Here is a 22,866-nt window from a genome sequence, read left to right as displayed (position 1 = left end):
ACGTTGCTCCTCTTCCCTACGGTTCCCCTACCGTCCCATACGGGCCTCAAGGCTCGCTCGCTCACCTCGGCGCCCCGCGCTCTCGCCGCCCTCAAGCCCGCACCAGCCCCTGCCGTGCCGCGCCGCCCAGCGCCAGATAGACGTCCTCCAGGCTCGGTGTGGCCAGCGTGAAGTCGTCCAGGGCGGCGAAGGCGGCTCCGCCGGTGACGGTGGCGACGACCGCGCGGGCCTCGTCGGGCGCCAGCCGCAGGGTCCAGCGGCGGCCCGACTCCACGGCCCGCTCGCGCAGCGCGGCGACCTCGGGCACGTCCAGCGGCGCCCGCTCGCGCCACACCAGTTCGACCCGCACCTCGTCGGCGACCTGCTCCTTGAGCCCCGTGGGGGTGTCGCAGGCGATGACCCGGCCCTGGTCGATGACGGCGACCCGGTCGAGGACGGTCTCCGCCTCGATGACGTTGTGGGTGACGAGCAGCACGGTCGTCCCGCGCTCGGCCCGCCGCCGGTCCACGGAGGCCCACACGGCCCGCCGTGCCACCGGATCCATCCCGGTGGTCGGTTCGTCCAGCACGAGCAGGGGGCGCTCCCCCACCAGCACGGCGGCGAAGCAGGCCAGCCGGCGCTGTCCGCCGGACAGCTTGCGCAGCGGCCGTCCGGCGATCGGCGTGAGACCCAGCTCGTCGAGGACGGCGTCCCGCTCCCGGCGCGCCGCGCGTACGTCGAGGCCGCGCAGCCGTCCGGTGGTCTCGGCGGCCAGCGAGACGGTGAGGTCGTCGAGGGCGGTGGACTCCTGCCCGAGGTAGGCGAGGATCCGCGCGGCCCGCTCGGGGTGGCGCACGATGTCGTGCCCGAGGATCTCCACGCTGCCCGAGTCGGGCCGCATCAGCCCGGTCATCTGCCGTACGAGGGTGGTCTTCCCTGCGCCGTTCGGGCCGAGCAGCCCGAAGATCTCACCGCGCCGGATGTCCAGCCGTACGTCGTCGGTGGCCCGGACCTCGGGTGTCGCGGGAGTGCCGCGCCGGCCGCGGACCGCCGGATAGGTCTTGGTCAGCCCGCGCACGGCACACACGACCTCGTCCCTGTGCCGAATGGGCGGTGCCGCGCGCGTACTCACAAGGGACGAGACTACGGGGTCACGGACCGTCGCTCGCCGTCGGGGCGTCCCGGGCGGCCGGTTCAGTCCCCGGCCGGAGCGTGCTCGGCGGCCGTCCGTACGTCGATCTCGCGCCAGAATCCCGCCCGGATGGCGTACCGGTCGTGTTCGTCGATCTGGTCGTCCTTGTGCGCGAGCAGTCCGAAGCGGGCCGCGTACCTCAGCAGCTCGCCGTCGATGCGGTGCGGGATCCGCGGGTACATGCCCGACAGCTTCTGGAGCTGACCCTGCTCGCCGAGGCGCGCCATCCACCGGCGGGCGAAGACCTGCCCCACCTCGAACGGGTCGCCGCCGACGGTGGTGATGTCCTCCTCGCGGTCGGCCCACCGCTGCTCCGCCGTGGTGAGCTGCGCGAGCGTCGGCATCGCGGCGACCTCGGAGGGCTCCGCGGGGGTCCCGGGACGGTCGACCCATCCCTTGTCGGAGGACCAGCGCAGGGTGGCCGTGGTGGGGTGCTGGACGGCCTGGGCGCCGGGTGTGCGCAGGGCGGCCAGGTCCTTGGGGGTCGGCACGCCTCCCTTGGGCGCGGGAATGCGCTCCTCGGTGCCGTTCTCCGAGGCGCCGGCCGCGGAGGCGTGCTCGGTCTCCTCGGCGCTCCGCCCGGAGGCGCGGGCGAGGCCGGAGTCGGGCAGCGGCGCGGAGAGGATCGCGGCGATCTCCGGCCGGGGCGCGGGCGGCGACGCGCAGGTGCCGCCGACCTCCTTGGCGCGTACGGCCTTGGTGATCCAGATGCGGTCCAGGACGCGCCGTTCGTCGGCCTCGGCGACCAGGTCCTCGGACTGGTTGTAGTCGCCGTCGGCGGCCTGGACGGCCCACAGGTGGACGGCGACGCCGTGCTCCTTGGCGGCCATCATGCCGGGCAGCAGATCGCCGTCGCCGGTGACGAGGACGACGTCGGAGCAGGCGCGGTTGCGGGCCAGTTCGGTCAGCTCGGCATGCATGGCGGCGTCGACGCCCTTCTGGGCCCAGCGGCCGTCGCTGCGGGTCAGCGCGCCCAGCCGGACGGTCACCCGGGGCATCACGCGCAGTCTGCGGTGTTCGGGCTGGGGAACGCGGTCGGGGGCGCCGTCGAACCAGTAGATGCGCAGCAGCGGCCGCTCGGTCTCGGACTCGGCCTGTTCGCGCAGGCCCTGGACGAGGGCGGAGTGGTCGACGGTGATCCTCGATCGCGAGGGCTCTCCGGCGAGGAGGCTGGCGGCGGCCCCCAGCAGATACCCGGCGTCCACCAGGACGATGCAGCGGTCCACACGACTCACCCTCTTTCCGGGAGGTTTGCATCGGGCTTTCTTCGAGTCTGCCCGACCACGCGGAGGTTAACGGCCGGAACTCGATCTTCGGCGTGGCGTTTCGGGGGCTTGCGCTCCGACAACCCCTGTTACAGACGGTAATTATCCGAAATGCGTTGTAAGTCAGCCTATGTGAGTCTGGTCCCGTCGATGGCCCCCAGATCCCCCCAGGAGGCAGATCACCATGGCCAAGAACAAGAAGCAGGAGCGTAAACAGCCGCAGTCCGAGCGTGGTCAGCAGGCGGCCCAGCAGTCCTCGATGGAGTCGCAGGCCGAGCAGCGCATCGCACAGGTGACGCCGGCCGATGTCGCCCGCAAGGGCAGGCAGAAGCGCTTCGGCCACAACTGACATCCGGGCGACGGGCCGTTGCGGCTCGCACGCACCGAGGGGCGCATCCGGTACCGGATGCGCCCCTCGTAGGTTTCTTCCCCGTCGGTCTCCCGCGGTCTCCCGCGATGTCCCGTCCTCTGCCGCGCTCAGCCGGCCAGGCAGGACGGGCCGAGCAGCACCTTCAAATCACCGAACAGCGCGGGGTCGGGCTTGACCCGGTGCCGGTCCAGACGCAGAACGGTCGTCTTGGTCGGGCCCTGGAGCCTGATCCGCACCTCGCTGTCACCCCGGTGGTGAGTGAGGATCTCCCCCAGGCGGTTGATCATCGGCGGGGTGACCCGGGTGGCCGGGATGGTGAGGATCACGGGGGCGTTGGTGCCCGCGTTCGACAGGTCGGGGACCTGGAGTTCCATGGCGACGAGCCGGGGCACGTCCTCCCGCTTGTCGAGGCGGCCCTTGACGAAGACGACGGCGTCCTCGACGAGTTGGGTCGAGACGAGCTGGTAGGTCGCCGGGAAGAACATGCACTCGATGGAGCCCGCGAGGTCCTCGACGGTGGCGATCGCCCAGGCGTTGCCCTGCTTGGTCATCTTCCGCTGGAGCCCGGAGATGATGCCGCCGATGGTGACGACCGCGCCGTCCGCGTGCTCTCCGCCGGTGAGCTGGGCGATGCCCGCGTCGGCCTTGTCGGACAGCACGTGCTCCAGGCCGAAGAGCGGGTGGTCGGAGACGTACAGACCGAGCATCTCCCGCTCCTGGGCGAGCAGATACGTCTTCTCCCACTCGTCGGTCGTGAACTCGACGTCGAGTCCGAAGCCGGGCTCGCTCGTCTCCTCCTCGCCCATGCCGCCGAAGAGGTCGAACTGGCCCTCGGCCTCCTTGCGCTTGACCGCGACGACGTTGTCGATCATCGGCTCGAAGTGCGCGGTGAGGCCCTTGCGGGTGTGCCCCAGGGTGTCGAACGCGCCCGCCTTGATCAGCGACTCCGTGGTGCGCTTGTTGCACGCGACCGCCTCGACCTTGTCGAGGTAGTCGGGGAACGAGCCGTACTTGCCCTTGGCCTTGCGGCTCCTGATGATCGACTCCACCACGTTGGTGCCGACGTTGCGCACGGCTTCGAGGCCGAAGAGGATCACGTCGTCGCCCTGTGCGGCGAAGTTGTGCACCGACTCGTTGACGTTCGGCGGGAGCACCTTGATGCCCATGCGGCGGCACTCGTTGAGATAGACGGCCGACTTGTCCTTGTCGTCCTTGACCGAGGTGAGCAGTCCGGCCATGTACTCGGCGGGGTGGTTCGCCTTCAGGTAGGCGGTCCAGTACGAGACCAGGCCGTACGCGGCGGAGTGCGCCTTGTTGAAGGCGTAGCCGGCGAAGGGGACCAGCACGTCCCACAGGGCCTTGATCGCCTCGTCGCTGTAGCCCTTCTTCTTGGCGCCCTCCTGGAAGAGGACGAAGTTCTTCGCCAGCTCGTCGGGCTTCTTCTTGCCCATCACGCGGCGCAGGATGTCGGCCTCGCCGAGCGAGTACCCGGCGATGATCTGGGCGGCCTTCTGCACCTGCTCCTGGTAGACGATCAGGCCGTAGGTGACCGCCAGGACCTCTTCGAGCGGCTCCTCGAGCTCCTTGTGGATCGGGGTGATCTCCTGGAGCTTGTTCTTGCGGAGGGCGTAGTTGGTGTGCGAGTCCATGCCCATCGGGCCGGGACGGTAGAGCGCCGAGACGGCGGAGATGTCTTCGAAGTTGTCGGGCTTCATCAGGCGCAGCAGCGAGCGCATGGGGCCGCCGTCGAACTGGAAGACGCCGAGGGTCTCACCGCGCTGGAGGAGTTCGAAGGTCTTCGGGTCGTCGAGCGGCAGGGCCAGCAGGTCGAGGTCGAGACCCTTGTTGGACTTCACCATCTTGACGGCGTCGTCCATGATCGTCAGGTTGCGCAGGCCGAGGAAGTCCATCTTCAGCAGGCCGAGCGACTCGCACTGCGGGTAGTCCCACTGGGTGATGGTCACGCCGTCCGTGTGCCGTACCCAGATCGGGGCGTGGTCGACGATGGGCTCGCTGGACATGATCACGCCGGCCGCGTGCACACCCATCTGCCGGACCAGGCCCTCGACGCCCTTGGCGGTGTCGATGACCTTCTTGACGTCCGGCTCGTTCTCGTACATCGCGCGGATCTCGCCGGCCTCGCTGTAGCGCGGGTGCGAGGGGTCGGTGATGCCGTTGAGGTCGATGCCCTTGCCCAGGACGTCGGCGGGCATGGCCTTGGTGAGGCGGTCGCCCATCGCGTACGGGTAGCCCAGCACGCGCGCGGAGTCCTTGATGGCGTTCTTCGCCTTGATCTTGCCGTAGGTGCCGATCATGGCGACCTTGTCGGCGCCGTACTTCTCGGTCACGTACCGGATCACCTCGACGCGCCTGCGCTCGTCGAAGTCGATGTCGACATCGGGCATGGAGACGCGCTCGGGGTTGAGGAACCGCTCGAAGATCAGGCCGTGCGGGATCGGGTCGAGGTCGGTGATGCCCATCGCGTAGGCGACGATCGAGCCGGCCGCGGAGCCACGCCCGGGACCGACCGCGATGCCCTGGTTCTTCGCCCACATGATGAAGTCGGCGACGACGAGGAAGTAGCCCGGGAACCCCATCTGGATGATGACGTCCATCTCGTACTCGACCTGCTTCTGCCGGTCGTCGGGGACGCCGCCCGGGAAGCGGCGGTCCATGCCCCGGCGGACCTCCTCCTTGAACCAGGTGACCTCGGTGAAGCCGTCGGGGATGTCGAACTTCGGCATGAGGTTCTTCGCCTCGAACATGCCGGTGGTGTCGATCTGCTCGGCCACCAGGAGGGTGTTGGCGCAGCCCTCCTGCCAGGCGTCCGAGGAGTCGATGGCGTACATCTCGTCCGTGGACTTCAGGTAGTAGCCGGTGCCGTCGAAGCGGAAGCGGTCCGGGTCGGAGAGGTTCTTGCCGGTCTGGATGCACAGCAGCGCGTCGTGCGCGGTCGCCTCGTGCGCGTACGTGTAGTGCGAGTCGTTGGTGACCAGCGGCGGGATGCCGAGCTTCTTGCCGATCTCCAGGAGGCCGTCACGGACCCGGCTCTCGATCTCGATGCCGTGGTCCATCAGCTCCAGGAAGTACCGGTCCTTGCCGAAGATGTCCTGGTAGTCGGCCGCCGCCTTCAGCGCCTCCTCCTTCTGGCCGAGGCGCAACCGGGTCTGGAGCTCGCCGGAGGGGCAGCCGGTGGAGGCGATGAGGCCCTCGGACCACTGGGAGATCGTCTCCTTGTCCATCCGGGGCCACTTCTGGAGCCAGCCCTCGGCGTACGCGTCCGAGGAGAGCCGGAAGAGGTTGTGCAGGCCCGTCGCGTTGGCCGCCCAGATCGTCTTGTGGGTGTAGCCGCCGGAACCGGAGACGTCGTCGCGCTTCTGGTGCGGCTGGCCCCACTGGATCTTGCGCTTGTTGCGCCGCGACTCGGGGGCGACATACGCCTCGATCCCGATGATCGGGGTGACTCCGGCCTTCTTCGCGGTGTGGAAGAAGTCGTACGCCCCGTGCAGGTTGCCGTGGTCGGACATGGCGATGTGGGTCATGCCCATCTCGTTGCACGCGTCGAACATGTCCTTCAGCCGCGCGGCACCGTCCAGCAGCGAGTACTGGGTATGGACGTGCAGGTGCGTGAACGGCGGCTTTGACACGGCTGCGGCCTCCAAGGGAAACAAACGGCAACGGGTGTCCCACCGGTTACGGACGGATCGGGGGACAGCGTCGAAGTCTATGCCTCGCGACTGACACCCGGGCTCGTTCCCCACGTACCTTCACGGTGGGGCCGCGGGCACTTTCGCCCGGCCCCGCCCGTTGGATGCGACAGAAGCGCTGTCGTACATGTCATGCACCAGGAGGCACCCAGCGATGTCGGTTCCGCAGCTCAACGACGAGCACCGCGGCGAGGAGATCCTCGCCGTCTTCGACACCGCGTTCGGCGAGCTCCTGGCCGCCGACCCGGCCGCGTTCCGGGTGAAGTTCCGGAAGATGGCGGCCTCGGCGTTCGCGTTCTACCGCGGTACCGCGGGCCTCTTCTACCACGACCTCGACGCCGAGAAGCGGGGCGGCCCGTTCCTGGACGAGCGCACCTCGCGCGTGTGGATCCACGGCGACCTCCACGCGGAGAACTTCGGCACGTACATGGACGCGACAGGCCGGCTGATCTTCAACGTCAACGACTTCGACGAGGCGTACGTCGGCCCCTTCACCTGGGACCTGAAGCGCCTGTCCGCCTCCATCGCCCTCATCGGGTACGCGAAGGCGCTCGGTGACGATCAGATCAGCGAGCTGGTGGAGGTGTACGCGGGCGCGTACCGGGAGCGGATCCACGCGCTGGCCACCGGCGCCAAGAGCGACGAGGTGCCGCCCTTCACCCTGGACACCGCGCAGGGCCCGCTGCTCGACGCGCTGCGTGACGCGCGCTCCCTGACCCGCTTCGGGCTGCTGGACTCGATGACGGAGATCCGTGACTTCGAGCGCCGCTTCGCACCGGGCGGCGGCTCCATCGAGCTGGACGCCGCCACCCGCTACAAGGTGCTCGCGGCCTTCGACGGCTATCTGGAGACCCTGCCGGAGACCTCCCTGGCCCGCCCGGACTCCTACCGCGTGAAGGACGTCGTCGGCCGCCGGGGCATCGGTATCGGCTCGGCCGGTCTGCCGTCGTACAACATCCTCCTCGAGGGCCACAGCGACGCCCTGGAGAACGACGTGGTGATCTACATCAAGCAGGCCCAGACGCCGGCCGTCTCCCGGCACATCACGGACCCGGCGATCCGCGACTACTTCCAGCACGAGGGCCACCGCACGGTGATCTCCCAGCGCGCCCTCCAGCAGCACGCCGACCCGTGGCTGGGCTGGACCGAGCTGGGCGGCGCCGGGCAGCTGGTCGCCGAGGTCTCGCCGTACGCGGTCGACCTGGACTGGGGCGACATCGACGACCCGGAGGAGATCGCGGGCGTCGTCGCCGACCTGGGCCGGGCCACGGCCACGATGCACGCGGCGGCGGACGACACCTCCGGCGAGTCCCTGGTGCCCTTCTCCACCGAGCGGGCCATCGACGCGGCGATCGCGGCCGACGAGGACGGCTTCGCGCCGCTCCTGGTCGACTTCGCGCACACGTACGGCGCACGCGCGCGTACCGACCACCAGATCTTCGTCGACCTGTTCCGCAACGGCCGGATTCCAGGTCTCTAACGGTCCGCCTTCTCACAGGGACCCTTTAGGGGTCTCCTACAGGAGCACGTGACACACTCTCCTCCGCTATGGACATATCCGGGACCCGCCTCAGAGCCGTACGCGCGGCGCTGTTCACGGCATGCGTCGTGACGCTCAGCACCGCGTCGCACGTGCTGCTGTCCCGGGCCCCGCTGCCGCTCAACACGGTGGCCGCCGTCGCGGCCGCCGTGTTCGCCCTCGCGTACGTCCTCGCCGGCCGCGAATGCGGCTTCGGGCGGATCGCCGCCCTGCTGATCCCGCTGGAGCTGGCGGCCGACACCGTCTTCACCACCGGCCAGCACGTCTGCTACGGCCGTGCGGGCGGCCCGGTCGCCGGCCCGCTGGCCTCGGTCGGCTGGGACGTGCTGTGCGGCGACGGCACACCCGTCGGTACCCCGCTGGCCCAGGTCACCGGCACCGACACCGACCGGCTGGGCGGGCTCCTCGCCCACCCGGACCCGGCCGCCGCGTGGCTGCTGCTCGGCGCGCACGTCTGCGTCGGCCTGATCGCGGCCGCCTGGCTGCGCCGGGGCGAGCGGGCGCTGGCCCAGCTGCTGCGCGCCGCGACCGCGACGACCTTCCGGCCGCTGCTGCTGGCCGTCGCCGCCGTGACCGTACGACGCGCCCCGGCGGCCCGCCGCCTGCCGCGGCCCACCCGCCGGTCGACCACCGTCCGCGAGCGGATTCTCGTGCACTCCTTGGGACGGCGTGGACCGCCGTGCTCGCCCGCCGCGGTCTGAACAGGCCCGCACGTCTGCGCAGGCCCAGGCACCTGAGCACCACCGCAGTCCCTCAGTCCTCACACGAACTTCCGCGTACGACACGTGCGCGTCCCTTTGGAGAACACCATGAGCAAGCGGAACAGCGCTGCGTCGAAGACGGCGGCCCGGGAGCGGCTGCGCATCGAGCGTGAGCGCGAGGCCAAGCGGGCCAAGGTCAGGCGCCAGATCATCGTCGCCTGCTCGGTCGTCGGCGTGCTCGCCCTGGCGGGCGGCATAGGTTACGCCGTCGTCCAGGCGAACAAGCCCGGCTACTGGGAGGACGCGGCGAAGGCCAAGCTGGTCAAGCCGGCCAACACCAGCGGCAAGAACGGCACGACGGTCGTCATGGGCAAGGCGAGCGCCAAGAAGACGCTCGTGATGTACGAGGACCCGCGCTGCCCGGTCTGCGCCCAGTTCGAGCAGACCGTCGGCGCGACGGTGAAGAGCGACTACGACGCCGGCAAGTTCAAGATCGAGTACGTCGGCGCGACCTTCCTCGACCGCAGCCTGACCGGCGAGGGCTCCAAGAACGCGCTCAGCGCCCTGGGCGCCGCGCTCAACGTCAGCCCCGAGGCGTTCCTCGAGTACAAGACCGCGATGTACTCGGCGAAGTACCACCCCGAGGAGACCGAGGACAAGTTCAAGGACGACTCCTACCTGATCAAGGTGGCGGACACGGTCTCGGCGCTGAAGGGCAACGCGAAGTTCCAGAGCGCCGTGAAGAACGGCACCTACGACCGGTGGGCGCTGGAGATGTCCAAGACGTTCGACAAGAGCGGCGTCACGGGTACCCCGACCCTGAAGATGGACGGCAAGACGCTCACCGGCTCCGACGGGCAGGGCAACGCCCCGATGACGGTCGCCGACTTCACCACGGCGATCGAAGCGGCGCTCAAGGGCTGACCGGCATCTGATCCGACACTGCGAGGAAGAGCGGGCGAACTTTTGGGAGTTCGCCCGCTCTTTTGTCGTACTGGTCAGTAATCTGATCGTCCGTGACCAGTCGATACAGATCCTCCGAGAGCGCCGACACCTCGTCAGAGCGCCCCAACTCGCTGTCCCCGCGCCGCCGTACGGCACTGAAGGCCGTGGCCGCCACCGCCGTGCTGGCCGGCCCGCTCGCCGCCGCGCTGCCGGCCCGTGCCGCAGAGGCCCCCGTCTTCCTGCACGGCCTCGCCTCCGGCGACCCGCTGCCCGACGGCGTCCTGCTGTGGACCCGGGTAACGCCCACCGCCGAGGCGATACCCGGCTCCGGGCTCGGTCCGGCCACGGAGGTGAGCTGGGTCGTCGCCACGGACAAGGCGCTGACGAACGTGGTCGCCAAGGGCTCCACCACCGCCTCCGCCGCGACCGACCACACCGTCAAGGCCGACATCCGCGGCCTCGCGCCCGCCACCGACTACTGGTTCCGCTTCTCGGCCGGCGGCACCGACTCCCCGGTGGCGCGCACCCGCACCGCGCCGGCGGCGGACGCGGCCGTGCCGGGCCTGCGCTTCGGCGTGGTCTCCTGCGCCAACTGGGAGGCCGGCTACTTCTCCTCGTACCGTCACCTCGCGGCCCGCGGCGACCTGGACGCCTGGCTGCACCTCGGCGACTACATCTACGAGTACGGCACCGGCGAGTACGGCACGCGCGGGACCGTCGTCCGGCAGACGGCGCCCACCCACGAGATCCTCACCCTCGCCGACTACCGCACCCGGCACGGCAAGTACAAGACCGACCCGGACCTCCAGGCCCTGCACGCGAAGGCGCCGGTCGTCGCGATCTGGGACGACCACGAGTTCGCCAACGACACCTGGTCGGGGGGAGCCGAGAACCACACCGAGGGCGCCGAGGGTGCCTGGTCGTCCCGTCAGGCGGCCGCCAAGCAGGCCTACTTCGAGTGGATGCCCGTCCGGCCGGCCATCGCCGGCACCACCTACCGCCGGCTGCGCTTCGGCAAGCTCGCCGATCTGTCCCTGCTGGACCTGCGGTCCTTCCGCTCGCAACAGGTCGCCGTCGGCAACGGCACCGTCGACGACCCGGACCGCACGCTCACCGGCCGCGCCCAGCTCGACTGGCTGAAGGCCGGGCTGAAGGCGTCCGACACCACCTGGCGGCTGGTCGGCAACTCGGTGATGATCTCGCCGTTCGCCATCGGTTCGCTCTCCGCGGACCTGCTCAAGCCGCTCGCCAAGCTGCTCGGCCTGCCCCAGGAGGGCATCGCCCTCAACACCGACCAGTGGGACGGCTACACCGACGACCGCCGCGAACTCCTGGCCCACCTGCGCTCCCACGCCATCCGCAACACCGTCTTCCTGACCGGTGACATCCACATGGCGTGGGCCAACGACGTGCCGGTGGACGCCGGGACCTACCCGCTGTCGGCCTCGGCCGCCACGGAGTTCGTGGTCACCTCGGTGACCTCCGACAACCTCGACGACATCGTGAAGGTCCCGGAGGGCACGCTCACCGCGATCGCCGCCCCGGTCATCCGGGCCGCCAACCGGCACGTCCACTTCGTCGACACCGACCGGCACGGCTACGGCGTCCTGGACATCACGGCCGAGCGCGCGCAGATGGACTACTACGTCCTGTCCGACCGCACCACCACCACGGCGACCTCCGCCTGGTCCCGCTCGTACCGCACGCGCAGCGGCACGCAGAAGGTGGAGCGGACCTACGACCCGGTCTAGACCCGGTCTAGTTCCTTCCGGAGCTCCGGATCCTTCTAGAGCGACTCGAGGAAGCCGAGCGCCACCCGCCAGGTGGCCTCGGCCGCCTCCTCGTCGTAGTCGGGCAGCTCGGGGTCGGTGTACAGGTGCCCGGCTCCCGCGTACCGGTAGACCTCCACGTCGGCGCCCGCTCTGCCCATCTGGAGATACCAGGCGCTCAGCCAGTCGTCGGTCTCGAACTGGTCCGGCTCCGCGACATGCAGCTGCACCGCGAGGCCGTCCACCGAGACGTTCGGCGCCAGGTCCGAGGTGCCGTGCAGCAGGAGCAGGCCGCGCGCCCTGGCGTCGCCGAGGGCGAGGGTCTGGGCGATCGACGCACCGAGCGAGAACCCGGCGTACACCAGCCCGCGCTCCGAGTAGGGCGCGGCGGCCAGGACGGCTCTCTTCAGCAGCTCGTCCTTGCCGATCTCCTCGTTGTACGCCATGCCCTCCTCGACCGTGTCGAACGTGCGGCCCTCGAAGAGGTCCGGCGTCCACACCTCGTGCCCGGCGGCGCGCAGCCGGTCCGCCGCGGCGCGCACCGCGGGCCGCGGACCATAGGTCGAGTGAAAGAGCATGATGTTCATGTGCCCATGGTGCCAGCCTGCACTGACAACGCCGTGCGTGCGCCTCCTCACAGAAACCGCATGTTCAGGACCCCTCCGACCCGGTTACGTTCGAAGGCATGGAGAACCTGCTCCGCCCCGTGATCGTGGTCGGCGGCTCGGTTGTGCTGACAGTCCTCATCGGCTGGGCCACCGACCGCCTGCTGTCCAAGGCCGACCTGCGGCACCCCGAGACCCCGCTGTGGGGTCTGCTGCGCCGTGGCCGCATCCCCTATCAGCTCGTGCTGTGCGCGGCCCTGCTGAGAGGGTCGTACGACGCCGCGCAGTTGCTGGAGGACCATAGGACCGGCATCGGCCAGTTCCTCACCCTGGTGCTGATCGGCTCGGCGGCCTGGCTGGTGATCAGGATCGCGGCGGCGATCGTCGAGACGTCGTACACCCGCTACGCGCGTGTGCACCGCGATGCGGCCCGGGTCCGGCGGGTGCGGACCCAGGTGTCGCTGATCATGCGGGTGGTGGCGGCCGTCGTCGGGGTGGTCGCGGCGGCCTCGATGCTGCTGACGTTCCCCGCCATGCGCGCGGCGGGCGCCTCCCTGCTGGCCTCGGCCGGGATCCTCGGCATCGTCGCCGGTGTGGCCGCCCAGTCGACCCTGAGCAACATGTTCGCCGGCTTCCAGATCGCCTTCGGCGACATGGTGCGCATCGGCGACACGGTCGTGGTGGACGGCGAGTGGGGCACGGTCGAGGAGATCACCTTGACCTTCCTGACCGTGCGGACCTGGGACGAGCGCCGGATCACGATGCCGGTCTCGTACTTCACCTCGAAGCCCTTCGAGAACTGGTCGCGCGGCACCCCGCAGATGACCGGCATCGTCTACTGGCACGTCGACCACGCGGCGCCGGTGGAGGCGATGCGCGAGAAGCTGCGCGACATCCTGCGCGACTGCCCGGCCTGGGACGGCCGTGCCTGCGGGCTCGACGTCACCGACACCACGCCCAACACCATGCAGGTGCGGGCCCTGGTCACGGCGAAGGACGCCGACGACATCTGGACGGTGCGGGTCAGGGTCCGCGAGGAGATGATCCGCTGGCTGTCCAAGGAGCACCCGTACGCGCTCCCGAGGGTCAACACGGCGGACGCGGCGCTGCCCCCGGGCCGCCTGCCCGGCCAGTCCCGCTCCCCCGACGGTGCGGCCCGGCGCGTCCACGAGCCGCCGCGGACGGGCCGCTGAGCGTCAGTTCCCGCGCTCCGCACCCCCGTTGACCTGGACGACCTGCGAAGTGACGTGACCGGCGCCCGGGGAGGCCAGCCAGTGCAGTGTGGCGGCGATGTCCCCGGGCGTCCCGGCGCGCCCGGTGAAGGTCTCGCCGACGAGCCGCTCGCGCCGCGCGGGCTCGATGGCGTCCCCGAAGAACCCGGTGTCCTCGACGTATCCCGGGGCGACGAGGTTCGCGGTGATGCCCCGGGGCCCCAACTCCCGGGCGAGATCCCGGGCGTACGGGTGCAGCGCGGCCTTGGCGCCGCCGTAGGCCCCGCTGCCCGACCCCCGGTAGGCGGCGATCGAGCTGACGAACAGCACCCGTCCGCCCGGCGAGGCGAGCCGGTCCTTCAGGGCCTCGGTGAGCAGGGCGGCGCTGAGGGTGTTGCTACGGAAGTTGACGGTCCAGTGGTGCGCGACGCGGTCCAGCGGATCCGCACTGTCGCTCGGCGGTTCCAGGTGCCCGGCGCCCCCGGCGCTGTGCACCAGCACGTCCACGGTGGCGAACTCCGCCTCGACGAACCGGGCCACCCCCCGCACCTGCTCCGGTTCACTCAGATCCGCGGCGTAGGTGAGCGCCCCGGCCACCCCGGCCTTCTCCAGCACCTCCGCCCGCCGCCCGAGCAGCAGCACCCGGTCCCCGTCCGCGGCGAAGACCCGCGCCGCGGCGAGCCCGATCCCCGTTCCGCCTCCACTGATCACCACATTGCGTGCCATGGTCCGAGCGTAACGAGCAGTACCGACAGGGGTCATGACGGTTTACGCGACTGTCATGAACCGGGCGGCCGCGGAAGGCCGGCCGGCCGGTCCGGTCGCCTCACCTGAGGCTGCGCACGTCCAGATGCCGCAGCACCCGGTCCACGATCTCCGGATCGGCGCCCGGCTCGCTGCGCGCCGCGACCACCTCGTGCCGGGCCGCGCTCAGCATCTCCCCCTGGATCCGCCGCACCCGCTTCAGCCTGCGCACCCGCTGGTCGTGGCCCTCCCGCCGTTCGTCCTCCCCGACGTCGGGGCTGATCCGCAACCCGATGTCGAAGGCCCGCCGCAGCATCTGCTCGGACAGCTCCTCCGGCAGGTCCTCCTCGGCCTCGATCTCCCGCAGCCGCTGCTTCGCCGCCTTCGCGGCCCGCACCGCGAGCTCCTTCTCGAACTCCTTCTCGCGGTCGCTGTCCGCCTGCACGTCGAGGCGTTTCACCAGCCACGGCAAGGTCAGTCCCTGGAGGACCAGGGTCGCCATGATCACGCCGAACGCGATGAAGATGATCTCGTCCCGGTCGGGGAAGGGCCCGCCGTCGTCGGTCTTCAGCGGCACGGCCAGCGCCAGCGCCACGGAGGCCACCCCGCGCATCCCGGCCCACCACATGACGAGGGTCTCCCGCCAGTTCGTCGGAATGTCCTCGAGGTGGTCCTGTCTTGCGTGCAGCCGCTGCGTCAGCCAGGTCGCCGGCAGCAGCCACAGCAGCCGTACGACGACCACGACGACCACGATCACCCCGGCCCAGCCCAGCATCTCCCCCCACCGCCCGGACGCCGTCCGGATCGCGTTGTGCAGCTCCAGGCCGATCAGCCCGAACGCGACGCCCGTGACGAGGGTGTCGATGATGTCCCAGAAGGTGTGGCCGGCCAGCCGGGTCAGCACGTCGTCGGGGTCGGTGGCGTACTCGGCGAGGAACATGGCCGTGGTCAGGACGGCCAGCACCCCGGACCCGTGGAACTCCTCCGCCAGCACGTACGAGGCGTACGGCACCAGGAGCGTCAGACCGATCTGCAACGTCGTGTCCCCGAGGACGTCCAGCAGCCTGTTGGCGCCCCAGCCGAGCGCGACACCCACCGCCACCGCCACCACCGCGGACAGCACCAGGTCGAGGCCCGCCTGCCACGGCGAGAACGACCCGCTCACGGCCGCGGCGATCGCGACGTGGTAGAGCACGATGGCCGTCACGTCGTTGAACAGCCCCTCGCCCTCCAGGATGGACACCAGCCGGCGGGGCAGCCCGAGCTGTCCGGCCACCGCGGTGGCGGCCACCGGGTCGGGCGGCGCGACCAGCGCGCCCAGCGCCACGGCCGCGGCGATCGGCAGCCCCGGCACGATCGTGTGGGCCACGGCCGCCACGCACACCGTCGTGACGAACACCAGCGCGACGGCCAGCAGGAAGATCGGCCGCACGTTCGCCGCGAACTGCCGCCACGAGGTCCGCCGCACCGCCGCGTACAGCAGGGGCGGCAGCAGCAGGGGCAGGATCAGGTCCGGCGGGATGTCCACGTTGGGAACGAAGTCGAGCACCGCGAGGACGATCCCGAGCAGGGTCATGAGCACCGGCGCGGGCAACCCGAACCGGTCCCCGACCGGGACGCTCACCACGGCCCCGAGCAACAGGACGAACAACAGGGCCAGCTGGTCCACGGTCAGCGCTCCGGGTCTAGACGATCAAGAACATCCAGACCTCCAGCGTCGCACGACCACCCTCCGCTACAGAGAACGCCGCATGGACCGGTGCGGAATCCCCGCCTCCATGTCCTGCGGCCCGTACGCCGCGTACCCCAGCCGCTCGTAGAACCCCAGCGCCCGGGTCTGTGCGTGCAGGTCCACGGCCACGAGCCCCCGCGCGCGTGCCGCCTCCTCGATGGCCCGCACCAGCGCCACCCCGACACCCAGCCCGCGCGCCTCGCGTGTCACGGCGAGCCGCCCCAGCGAGCCGACCGACAGGTCGCCGCCGGTCCGGTCGGCGACCGCCTCGCCGTACAGCAGCCGCCCGGTGCCGAGCGGCAGCCCGTCCTCCCGGACCGCCAGCACATGGACGGCGCTGGCGTCGTGCGCGTCGTACTCCAGGTCCTCGGGCACGCCCTGCTCGCCGACGAAGACCTCCTTGCGCACCGCGAAGCACGCCTCCCGGTCGGCCGGGTCCTCGGCGACCCGCACCGTGTACCCGTGCGGCCCGCTCATCCGTAGGTCTCCTCGCGGACCTGCTCCAGGGCCTTGGCCAGGTCCTCGGGGTAGTCACTGGCGAACTCCGCCCACTGCCCGTCCCCGGGGTGCTCGAAGCCCAGCCGCACCGCGTGCAGCCACTGCCGGGTCAGGCCCAGCCGCTTGGACAGCGTGGGGTCGGCGCCGTACGTCAGGTCGCCGACGCAGGGGTGGCGGTGGGCGGCCATGTGGACGCGGATCTGGTGCGTACGGCCCGTCTCCAGCTTCACGTCCAGCAGGGAGGCCGCGCGGAAGGCCTCGATCAGGTCGTAGTGCGTGACGGACGGCTTGCCCTCGGCCGTGACCGCCCACTTGTAGTCGTGGTGCGGGTGCCGGCCGATGGGCGCGTCGATCGTGCCGCTGGTCGGGTCGGGGTGGCCCTGGACGAGCGTGTGGTAGCGCTTGTCGACCGTGCGCTCCTTGAACTGGCGCTTCAGCGACGTGTACGCCCGCTCCGACTTGGCGACCACCATCAGCCCCGAGGTGCCGACGTCCAGCCGGTGCACGATGCCCTGGCGCTCGGCGGCACCGGAGGTGGAGATGCGGTACCCGGCGGCGGCGAGCCCGCCGATGACGGTCGTCCCGCTCCAGCCGGGCGACGGGTGCGCGGCCACGCCGACCGGCTTGACGATCACGACCACATCGTCGTCGTCGTGCACGATCTCCATGCCCTCGACCGGCTCGGCGACGATCTGCACCGGCGCCGGAGCCTGGGGCATCTCGACCTCCAGCCAGGCCCCGCCGATCACCCGCTCGGATTTGCCGACCACCGAGCCGTCGACCGTGACCTTCCCCGCCGCAGCCAGCTCGGCGGCCTTCGTACGGGAGAAGCCGAACATGCGGGAGATGGCGGCGTCTACGCGCTCGCCCTCCAGGCCGTCCGGCACGGGCAGGGTGCGGGTCTCGGGAATCGTGCTCACCCGTCGAGTATGCCGGACGGCTCCGGTACCGCCGTACGGCCCTGTGGACAACCGCCGGGCGGTCAGTCCTTGTGGACGGTCCCGTCCGGGTCCAGGCCCTTGAAGGACAGCAGCACGATCAGGATGCCGCCGCAGACGATCGCCGAGTCCGCGAGGTTGAAGACCGCGAAGTGCTTCGGGGCGATGAAGTCCACGACCGCGCCCTCGAAGACGCCCGGCGCGCGGAAGATCCGGTCGGTGAGGTTGCCCAGCGCGCCGCCCAGCAGCAGCCCCAGGGCGATCGCCCAGGGCAGGCTGTAGAGCTTGCGGGCGAGCCGGGCGATCACCACGATCACGGCCGTCGCGATCACCGTGAAGATGATGGTGAACGCCTCACCGAAGCCGAAGGCCGCGCCCGCGTTGCGGATGGCCTCGAACTTCAGCCAGTCCCCGATGATCTCGATCGGCGCGTGGTGCTCCAGCTTGGCGACCACGAGCATCTTGCTCACCAGGTCGATCACGTACGCGATCGTGGCGACGGTGAAGAGCACGGCGATCCGGCGCTTGCCCCTGGGCCGCGCCTCGGTGCTCTCCTGCCCGTCCGGGCCGGACGACTGCTCCGGCTCGGATCCCGCCTCTGGGATGTCCGGCGTACCGATGACGCGCTCCGCCTCTGCCACGTGAGTCCCTCAACCTAGGTACCTGACTGAGGACGAGGGTACGGCACACCCCCCGACCGCCAGGTGATCAGTACCGGCGCTCCTGCTTCTGCTTGCACTCGACGCACAGCGTGGCCCTCGGGAAGGCCTGCATCCGGGCCTTGCCGATGGCCTGGCCGCAGTTCTCGCACAGGCCGTACGTGCCGGCGTCCAGCCGCTCCAGGGCGTGCTCGGTCTGGATCAGCATCTCGCGCGCGTTGGCGGCCAGCGCCAGTTCGTGTTCTCGCGTGATGTTCTTCGTCCCGGTGTCCGCCTGGTCGTCGCCCGCGCCGTCCCCCGAGTCCCGCATCAGCCCCGTCAGGGCCGCCTCGGACGAGGCGAGCTCCGCCCGCAGCCGCCCCTGCTCGGACTGGAGCTCCGCACGGGCCTCCTCGACCTCCTGCGGCGTCCACGGTTCCTCGCCGGGGCGCACCGCGAGCTCGCCGGGCTCCACCGCCGCGAGGCGCGCCTTGGGAACAGCGGTCTTCGCCGCAGTGGCCGTACCCGGAGTCTTCTTCGCAACCACAGTCGTGGCTCCCGTCTGCTCCGCGGCCGAGGCCGCGCCCACCTTCTTGGCCGTGCTCTTCCTGCCCGCACTCGTCCCGGTCACGCCTTCGGCGCCGGCGATCTTCTCGACCGTCGCCTCCTCGGCGCTGACCTTCTCGGCGGTGACCTTCTTGGTGGCCGCCTTCCTGGCAGCCGGCTTCTTCGCGGTCGTCGTCTCCGCCGCGGCCGCCTTCCTGGCCGCGGTCTTCTTGGCGACCGTCTTCTTGGCAGCCGACTTCCCGGTGACCGCCTTCGTGGCGACCACCGCGTCCGTGGCCGCCTTCTTCACCGCCCTCTTCGCGGCGCTCCTCTTCGCGGCGGGCGCCTTCCCGGCAGGTCCGTCCCTCTCGACCGGCTCCGCCGCCTCGGCCTCCGCCGCCGCCCCCTCCTCAGGTCTTCGGGCCACGGCCTCCTCGGCAGCCGCCTTCCCGGCCGCGGCCTTCTTCGGTGCTCCGGCCGTCGCGGACCGCACCGACTTCACGGCCCTGGAGTCCTTGGCCGCGCCGCCGGAGGCACCGGAGGCACTCGTGGAGCTGCCGGACGCCGACTGCTGTACGGCGGTCTTCTTCGCCACCATGGCCGCGGCCCCTTCACATATTGTGATCTTGCACGCGAATCGTGCTGGGACGATAAATCGACTTGGAGCCCGCGGCAACGGGGCGCACCGCTCGATTCGCCCGCCTCGCGGCAAGCCTGCATCCGTTGTGCCCAGCTCCCCGCCCGGTAATCCGCCGAGCCGGACATCCCGGAATCCGAACGCACATACCATCACATACAGCCACCATTCGGGTCACTCCGGACTCGGTCCTCGGCCGGGTCCCGCGCCCCCGAAAACCCGTCGGCCGCTGTCGTCGGGGAGCCGTACACTGGGCGGAGCGAAAAGTGTGGATGGGGACGAGTAGCGGCGTACGCAGCCCAGAGCGACCCGGGGACGGTGGAAGCCCGGGGGCGAGCGCGACGTGAAGATCACCCCGGAGCCGCCGGAAGAAAGCCGCAGCCGACAGGCGAGGGCCAGTAGAACCGGCATCGCGACCCCAATGAGGGGGCTCACCGGCGCGTGAAGTGCACCGGAGGGCCAAGGAGGGTGGTACCGCGGGAGCGCGCCGCACATGGCGTAGACAGGCAAGTCGGCTCTCGTCCCTCCGACGGAAGGCAGTATGTCCGCCGGAGGAAGCTCGTTGAATACGCAGCCGCAGTACCGCCAGGTGCCCGCCCAGGTCGACCTGCCCGCCCTCGAGCACGCGGTGCTCGACTTCTGGCGCGAGCAGAAGATCTTCGCCAAGAGCCTGGAGCAGTCCGAGGGCCGCCCCGAGTGGGTGTTCTACGAGGGCCCGCCCACCGCCAACGGAATGCCGGGCGCCCACCACATCGAGGCGCGCGTCTTCAAGGACGTCTTCCCCCGCTTCCGCACCATGCGCGGCTACCACGTGGCCCGCAAGGCCGGCTGGGACTGCCACGGCCTCCCGGTGGAGCTGGCGGTCGAGAAGGAGCTCGGCTTCTCCGGCAAGCAGGACATCGAGGCGTACGGCATCGCCGCCTTCAACGACAAGTGCCGCGAGTCCGTGCTCCGCCACACCGACGCGTTCTCCGAGCTGACGACCCGCATGGGCTACTGGGTCGACCTCGACGACGCCTACGTCACGATGGACCCCGAGTACATCGAGTCGGTCTGGTGGTCGCTGAAGGAGATCTTCAACAAGGGCCTGCTGGTCCAGGACCACCGCGTCGCCCCCTGGTGCCCGCGCTGCGGCACGGGTCTGTCCGACCACGAGCTGGCCCAGGGCTACGAGACGGTCGTCGACCCCTCCGTGTACGTCCGTTTCCCGCTCACCTCCGGTCCGCTCGCCGGCGAAGCCGCCCTCCTGGTGTGGACGACGACCCCCTGGACACTGGTCTCCAACACGGCCGTGGCCGCGCACCCCGAGGTCCCCTACGTCGTGGCGACCAACGGCGAGGAGAAGCTGGTCGTCGCCGAGCCGCTGGTCGCCAAGGCGCTCGGCGAGGGCTGGGAGACCACCGGCCAGACCTTCACCGGCGCCGAAATGGAGCGCTGGACCTATCAACGTCCGTTCGAGCTCGTGGAGTTCCCGGAACCCGCCCACTATGTGGTGAACGCCGAGTACGTCACCACCGAGGACGGCACCGGTCTGGTCCACCAGTCCCCCGCCTTCGGTGAGGACGACCTCAAGGTCTGCCGCTCCTACGGCCTGCCCGTCGTCAACCCGGTACGCCCGGACGGCACCTTCGAGGAGTCCGTCCCGATGGTGGGCGGTGTCTTCTTCAAGAAGGCGGACGAAAAGCTCACCGAGGACCTCCAGCAGCGCGGCCTCCTCTTCAAGCACATCCCGTACGAGCACAGCTACCCGCACTGCTGGCGCTGCCACACCGCGCTCCTCTACTACGCGCAGCCGTCCTGGTACATCCGCACCACGGCCGTCAAGGACCGCCTCCTCCAGGAGAACGAGAAGACCAACTGGTTCCCGGACACGGTCAAGCACGGCCGGTACGGCGACTGGCTGAACAACAACATCGACTGGGCGCTCTCCCGCAACCGCTACTGGGGCACCCCGCTGCCGATCTGGCGCTGCGAGGACGACCACCTCACCGTCGCCGGCTCCCGCGCGGAGCTCACCGAGCTGACCGGCACCGACCAGTCCGAGCTGGACCCGCACCGCCCGTACATCGACGCGGTCACCTTCGCCTGCCCGCACGAGGACTGCGGGCGGACGGCCACGCGCGTGCCGGAGGTCATCGACGCCTGGTACGACTCGGGTTCGATGCCGTTCGCGCAGTGGGGCTACCCGTACAAGAACAAGGACCTCTTCGAGTCCCGCTACCCGGCGCAGTTCATCAGCGAGGCCATCGACCAGACCCGCGGCTGGTTCTACACGCTGATGGCCATCGGCACGCTGGTCTTCGACAAGTCGTCGTACGAGAACGTCGTCTGTCTGGGCCACATCCTCGCCGAGGACGGCCGCAAGATGTCCAAGCACCTGGGCAACATCCTTCAGCCAATCCCGCTGATGGACCAGCACGGCGCCGACGCGGTCCGCTGGTTCATGGCGGCCGGCGGCTCCCCGTGGGCGGCCCGCCGCGTGGGCCACAACACGATCCAGGAGGTCGTCCGCAAGACGCTCCTGACGTACTGGAACACGGTCGCCTTCCAGGCCCTGTACGCCCGTACGTCCGGCTGGGCGCCGAGCGAGGCCGACCCGGCCCCGGCCGACCGCCCGGTCCTGGACCGCTGGCTGCTCTCCGAACTCCACGCGCTCACCGACCAGGTGACGCAGGCTCTGGAGGCGTACGACACCCAGCGCGCAGGCAAGCTGCTCTCCGCGTTCGTCGACGACCTGTCCAACTGGTACGTCCGCCGCAGCCGTCGCCGCTTCTGGCAGGGCGACAAGGCCGCGCTGCGCACCCTGCACGAGGTCGTCGAGACGGTCACCAAGCTGATGGCCCCGCTGACCCCGTTCATCACCGAGCGGGTCTGGCAGGACCTCGTCGTGCCGGTCGTCCCGGGCGCCCCGGACTCCGTCCACCTGGCCGCCTGGCCGGAGGCCGACCTCGCCGCGATCGACCCGGAGCTGTCGAAGCAGATGGTCCTGGTCCGCCGTCTGGTGGAGCTGGGCCGCGCCACCCGCGCGGAGTCGGGCGTGAAGACCCGCCAGCCCCTGAAGCGCGCCCTGATCGCCGCGAGCGGTTTCGACGCCCTCGACCGCGAGCTGCACGGGCAGATCACGGAGGAGCTCAACGTCGAGTCGCTGGCGTCCCTCTCCGAGGTCGGCGGCAGCCTGGTCGACACGACCGCCAAGGCCAACTTCCGCGCCCTGGGCAAGCGGTTCGGCAAGCGCGTCCAGGACGTGGCCAAGGCCGTCGCGAACGCCGACGCCGCCGCGCTCTCCCTCGCCCTGCGCGAGGGCACGGCCTCGGTGGAGGTCGACGGCGAGACGATCACCCTGGCCCCCGACGAGGTCATCATCACGGAGACCCCGCGCGAGGGCTGGTCGGTCGCCTCCGACTCCGGCGCGACGGTCGCCCTCGACCTGGAGATCACCGAGGAGCTGCGCCGCGCGGGTCTGGCCCGGGACGCGATCCGGCTGATCCAGGAGGCCCGCAAGAACAGCGGCCTCGACGTCGCCGACCGCATCGCGCTGCGCTGGACCGCGACCGACCCGGCGACCACCGACGCCCTGTCCGGCCACGCCGGCCTCATCGCCGACGAGGTCCTCGCCACGGACTTCGCCCAGGGCGAGGCGGACGACACCTACGGCGCCCCGTTCACGGACGACGCCCTGACGCTGACGTTCCGCCTGCGCAAGGCGTAAGGCACCTCCGCGAGGGCCCGGTTCCCCTAGGGGGCCGGGCCCTCCGCATGTCCGGCGCGCGGAGTGCCCGGCGGCCTCACGGGGGCAGTCACGCGCATGATCGCCGTCAACACGCGTAAAAAGGGCGGGACCCCGGATGG

17 protein-coding genes are annotated in these 22,866 nt (G+C 70.5%); 7 read left to right on the top strand and 10 right to left on the bottom strand.

Translation table 11 applies throughout. The features are described 5' to 3' along the window. Positions 1-91: 91 nt before the first annotated feature. Entirely contained in the window at positions 92-1,066 is a 975-nt protein-coding gene (locus tag OG933_RS31810) for an ABC transporter ATP-binding protein (protein WP_057599528.1), read from the bottom strand. Positions 1,067-1,173: 107 nt separating this feature from the next. Further along, on the bottom strand, positions 1,174-2,397 hold the full coding sequence (locus OG933_RS31805) for an NYN domain-containing protein (protein WP_362520207.1): 1,224 nt from the start codon (positions 2,395-2,397) through the stop codon (positions 1,174-1,176). A gap of 223 nt (positions 2,398-2,620) precedes the next feature. On the opposite strand from OG933_RS31805, the gene OG933_RS31800 reads away from it, so the two are divergent. Beyond that, positions 2,621-2,785 (top strand): hypothetical protein, encoded by a 165-nt coding sequence (locus tag OG933_RS31800; protein ID WP_020129908.1) that lies wholly within the window; start codon positions 2,621-2,623, stop codon positions 2,783-2,785. Between the two features lie 128 nt (positions 2,786-2,913). Here OG933_RS31800 and dnaE read toward each other — a convergent pair whose 3' ends face one another. Next, positions 2,914-6,453, bottom strand: coding sequence for a DNA polymerase III subunit alpha (gene dnaE, locus OG933_RS31795; protein ID WP_362520204.1), 3,540 nt, complete (start codon positions 6,451-6,453; stop codon positions 2,914-2,916). Positions 6,454-6,667: 214 nt separating this feature from the next. Between dnaE and OG933_RS31790 the strand changes: the two genes are divergently transcribed. The 4 genes from OG933_RS31790 (at position 6,668) to OG933_RS31775 (ending at position 11,450) form a co-directional block, all read left to right on the top strand. Continuing rightward, positions 6,668-7,993 (top strand): DUF2252 domain-containing protein, encoded by a 1,326-nt coding sequence (locus tag OG933_RS31790; RefSeq protein WP_054242885.1) that lies wholly within the window; start codon positions 6,668-6,670, stop codon positions 7,991-7,993. Between the two features lie 68 nt (positions 7,994-8,061). Continuing rightward, entirely contained in the window at positions 8,062-8,754 is a 693-nt protein-coding gene (locus OG933_RS31785) for a hypothetical protein (RefSeq protein ID WP_405630261.1), read from the top strand. A gap of 108 nt (positions 8,755-8,862) precedes the next feature. Then, positions 8,863-9,678, top strand: coding sequence for a DsbA family protein (locus OG933_RS31780; RefSeq protein ID WP_362520196.1), 816 nt, complete (start codon positions 8,863-8,865; stop codon positions 9,676-9,678). A 92-nt stretch (positions 9,679-9,770) separates the two neighbouring features. Further along, on the top strand, positions 9,771-11,450 hold the full coding sequence (locus OG933_RS31775; RefSeq protein ID WP_405630258.1) for an alkaline phosphatase D family protein: 1,680 nt from the start codon (positions 9,771-9,773) through the stop codon (positions 11,448-11,450). A 35-nt stretch (positions 11,451-11,485) separates the two neighbouring features. On the opposite strand, the gene OG933_RS31770 is transcribed toward OG933_RS31775, so the two are convergent. Continuing rightward, complete coding sequence (locus tag OG933_RS31770; protein WP_405630248.1) at positions 11,486-12,055, bottom strand: dienelactone hydrolase family protein; 570 nt, start codon at positions 12,053-12,055, stop codon at positions 11,486-11,488. A gap of 98 nt (positions 12,056-12,153) precedes the next feature. Here OG933_RS31770 and OG933_RS31765 point away from each other — a divergent pair, with 98 nt between their 5' ends. After that, positions 12,154-13,266, top strand: a complete 1,113-nt coding sequence (locus OG933_RS31765; protein WP_362520190.1) for a mechanosensitive ion channel domain-containing protein — start codon at positions 12,154-12,156, stop codon at positions 13,264-13,266. A gap of 3 nt (positions 13,267-13,269) precedes the next feature. Here OG933_RS31765 and OG933_RS31760 read toward each other — a convergent pair whose 3' ends face one another. The 6 genes from OG933_RS31760 to OG933_RS31735 all read right to left on the bottom strand — a co-directional run bounded on the left by OG933_RS31760 (position 13,270) and on the right by OG933_RS31735 (position 18,978). Further along, a complete protein-coding gene (locus tag OG933_RS31760) occupies positions 13,270-14,010 on the bottom strand; it encodes an SDR family NAD(P)-dependent oxidoreductase (protein ID WP_142263772.1) in 741 nt (246 codons plus the stop codon). Between the two features lie 100 nt (positions 14,011-14,110). After that, the gene (locus tag OG933_RS31755) at positions 14,111-15,697 is read right to left on the bottom strand and encodes a Na+/H+ antiporter (protein WP_020129918.1); all 1,587 of its coding nucleotides are present in this window, start codon (positions 15,695-15,697) and stop codon (positions 14,111-14,113) included. A gap of 66 nt (positions 15,698-15,763) precedes the next feature. Further along, positions 15,764-16,237 (bottom strand): GNAT family N-acetyltransferase, encoded by a 474-nt coding sequence (locus tag OG933_RS31750; protein WP_405630244.1) that lies wholly within the window; start codon positions 16,235-16,237, stop codon positions 15,764-15,766. Beyond that, positions 16,234-17,178, bottom strand: a complete 945-nt coding sequence (locus OG933_RS31745) for an RluA family pseudouridine synthase (protein ID WP_020129920.1) — start codon at positions 17,176-17,178, stop codon at positions 16,234-16,236. Before OG933_RS31745 ends, OG933_RS31750 begins: the two co-directional genes overlap by 4 nt. 62 nt (positions 17,179-17,240) lie before the next feature. Beyond that, the gene (gene lspA, locus OG933_RS31740) at positions 17,241-17,837 is read right to left on the bottom strand and encodes a signal peptidase II (protein WP_362267498.1); all 597 of its coding nucleotides are present in this window, start codon (positions 17,835-17,837) and stop codon (positions 17,241-17,243) included. 67 nt (positions 17,838-17,904) lie between these two features. Further along, entirely contained in the window at positions 17,905-18,978 is a 1,074-nt protein-coding gene (locus OG933_RS31735) for a TraR/DksA C4-type zinc finger protein (protein WP_405630241.1), read from the bottom strand. 601 nt (positions 18,979-19,579) lie between these two features. Here OG933_RS31735 and ileS point away from each other — a divergent pair. Further along, positions 19,580-22,726: an isoleucine--tRNA ligase gene (gene ileS, locus OG933_RS31730; protein ID WP_405630238.1), complete on the top strand. Its 3,147-nt coding sequence runs from the start codon at positions 19,580-19,582 to the stop codon at positions 22,724-22,726. Positions 22,727-22,866: the final 140 nt, after the last annotated feature.

The sequence above is a fragment of the Streptomyces sp. NBC_00016 genome, from assembly GCF_045040885.1.
Classification (GTDB): domain Bacteria; phylum Actinomycetota; class Actinomycetes; order Streptomycetales; family Streptomycetaceae; genus Streptomyces; species Streptomyces coriariae.
Note: the sequence above shows the minus strand (reverse complement) of the source record. Positions and strands in the feature narration are given on the sequence as shown.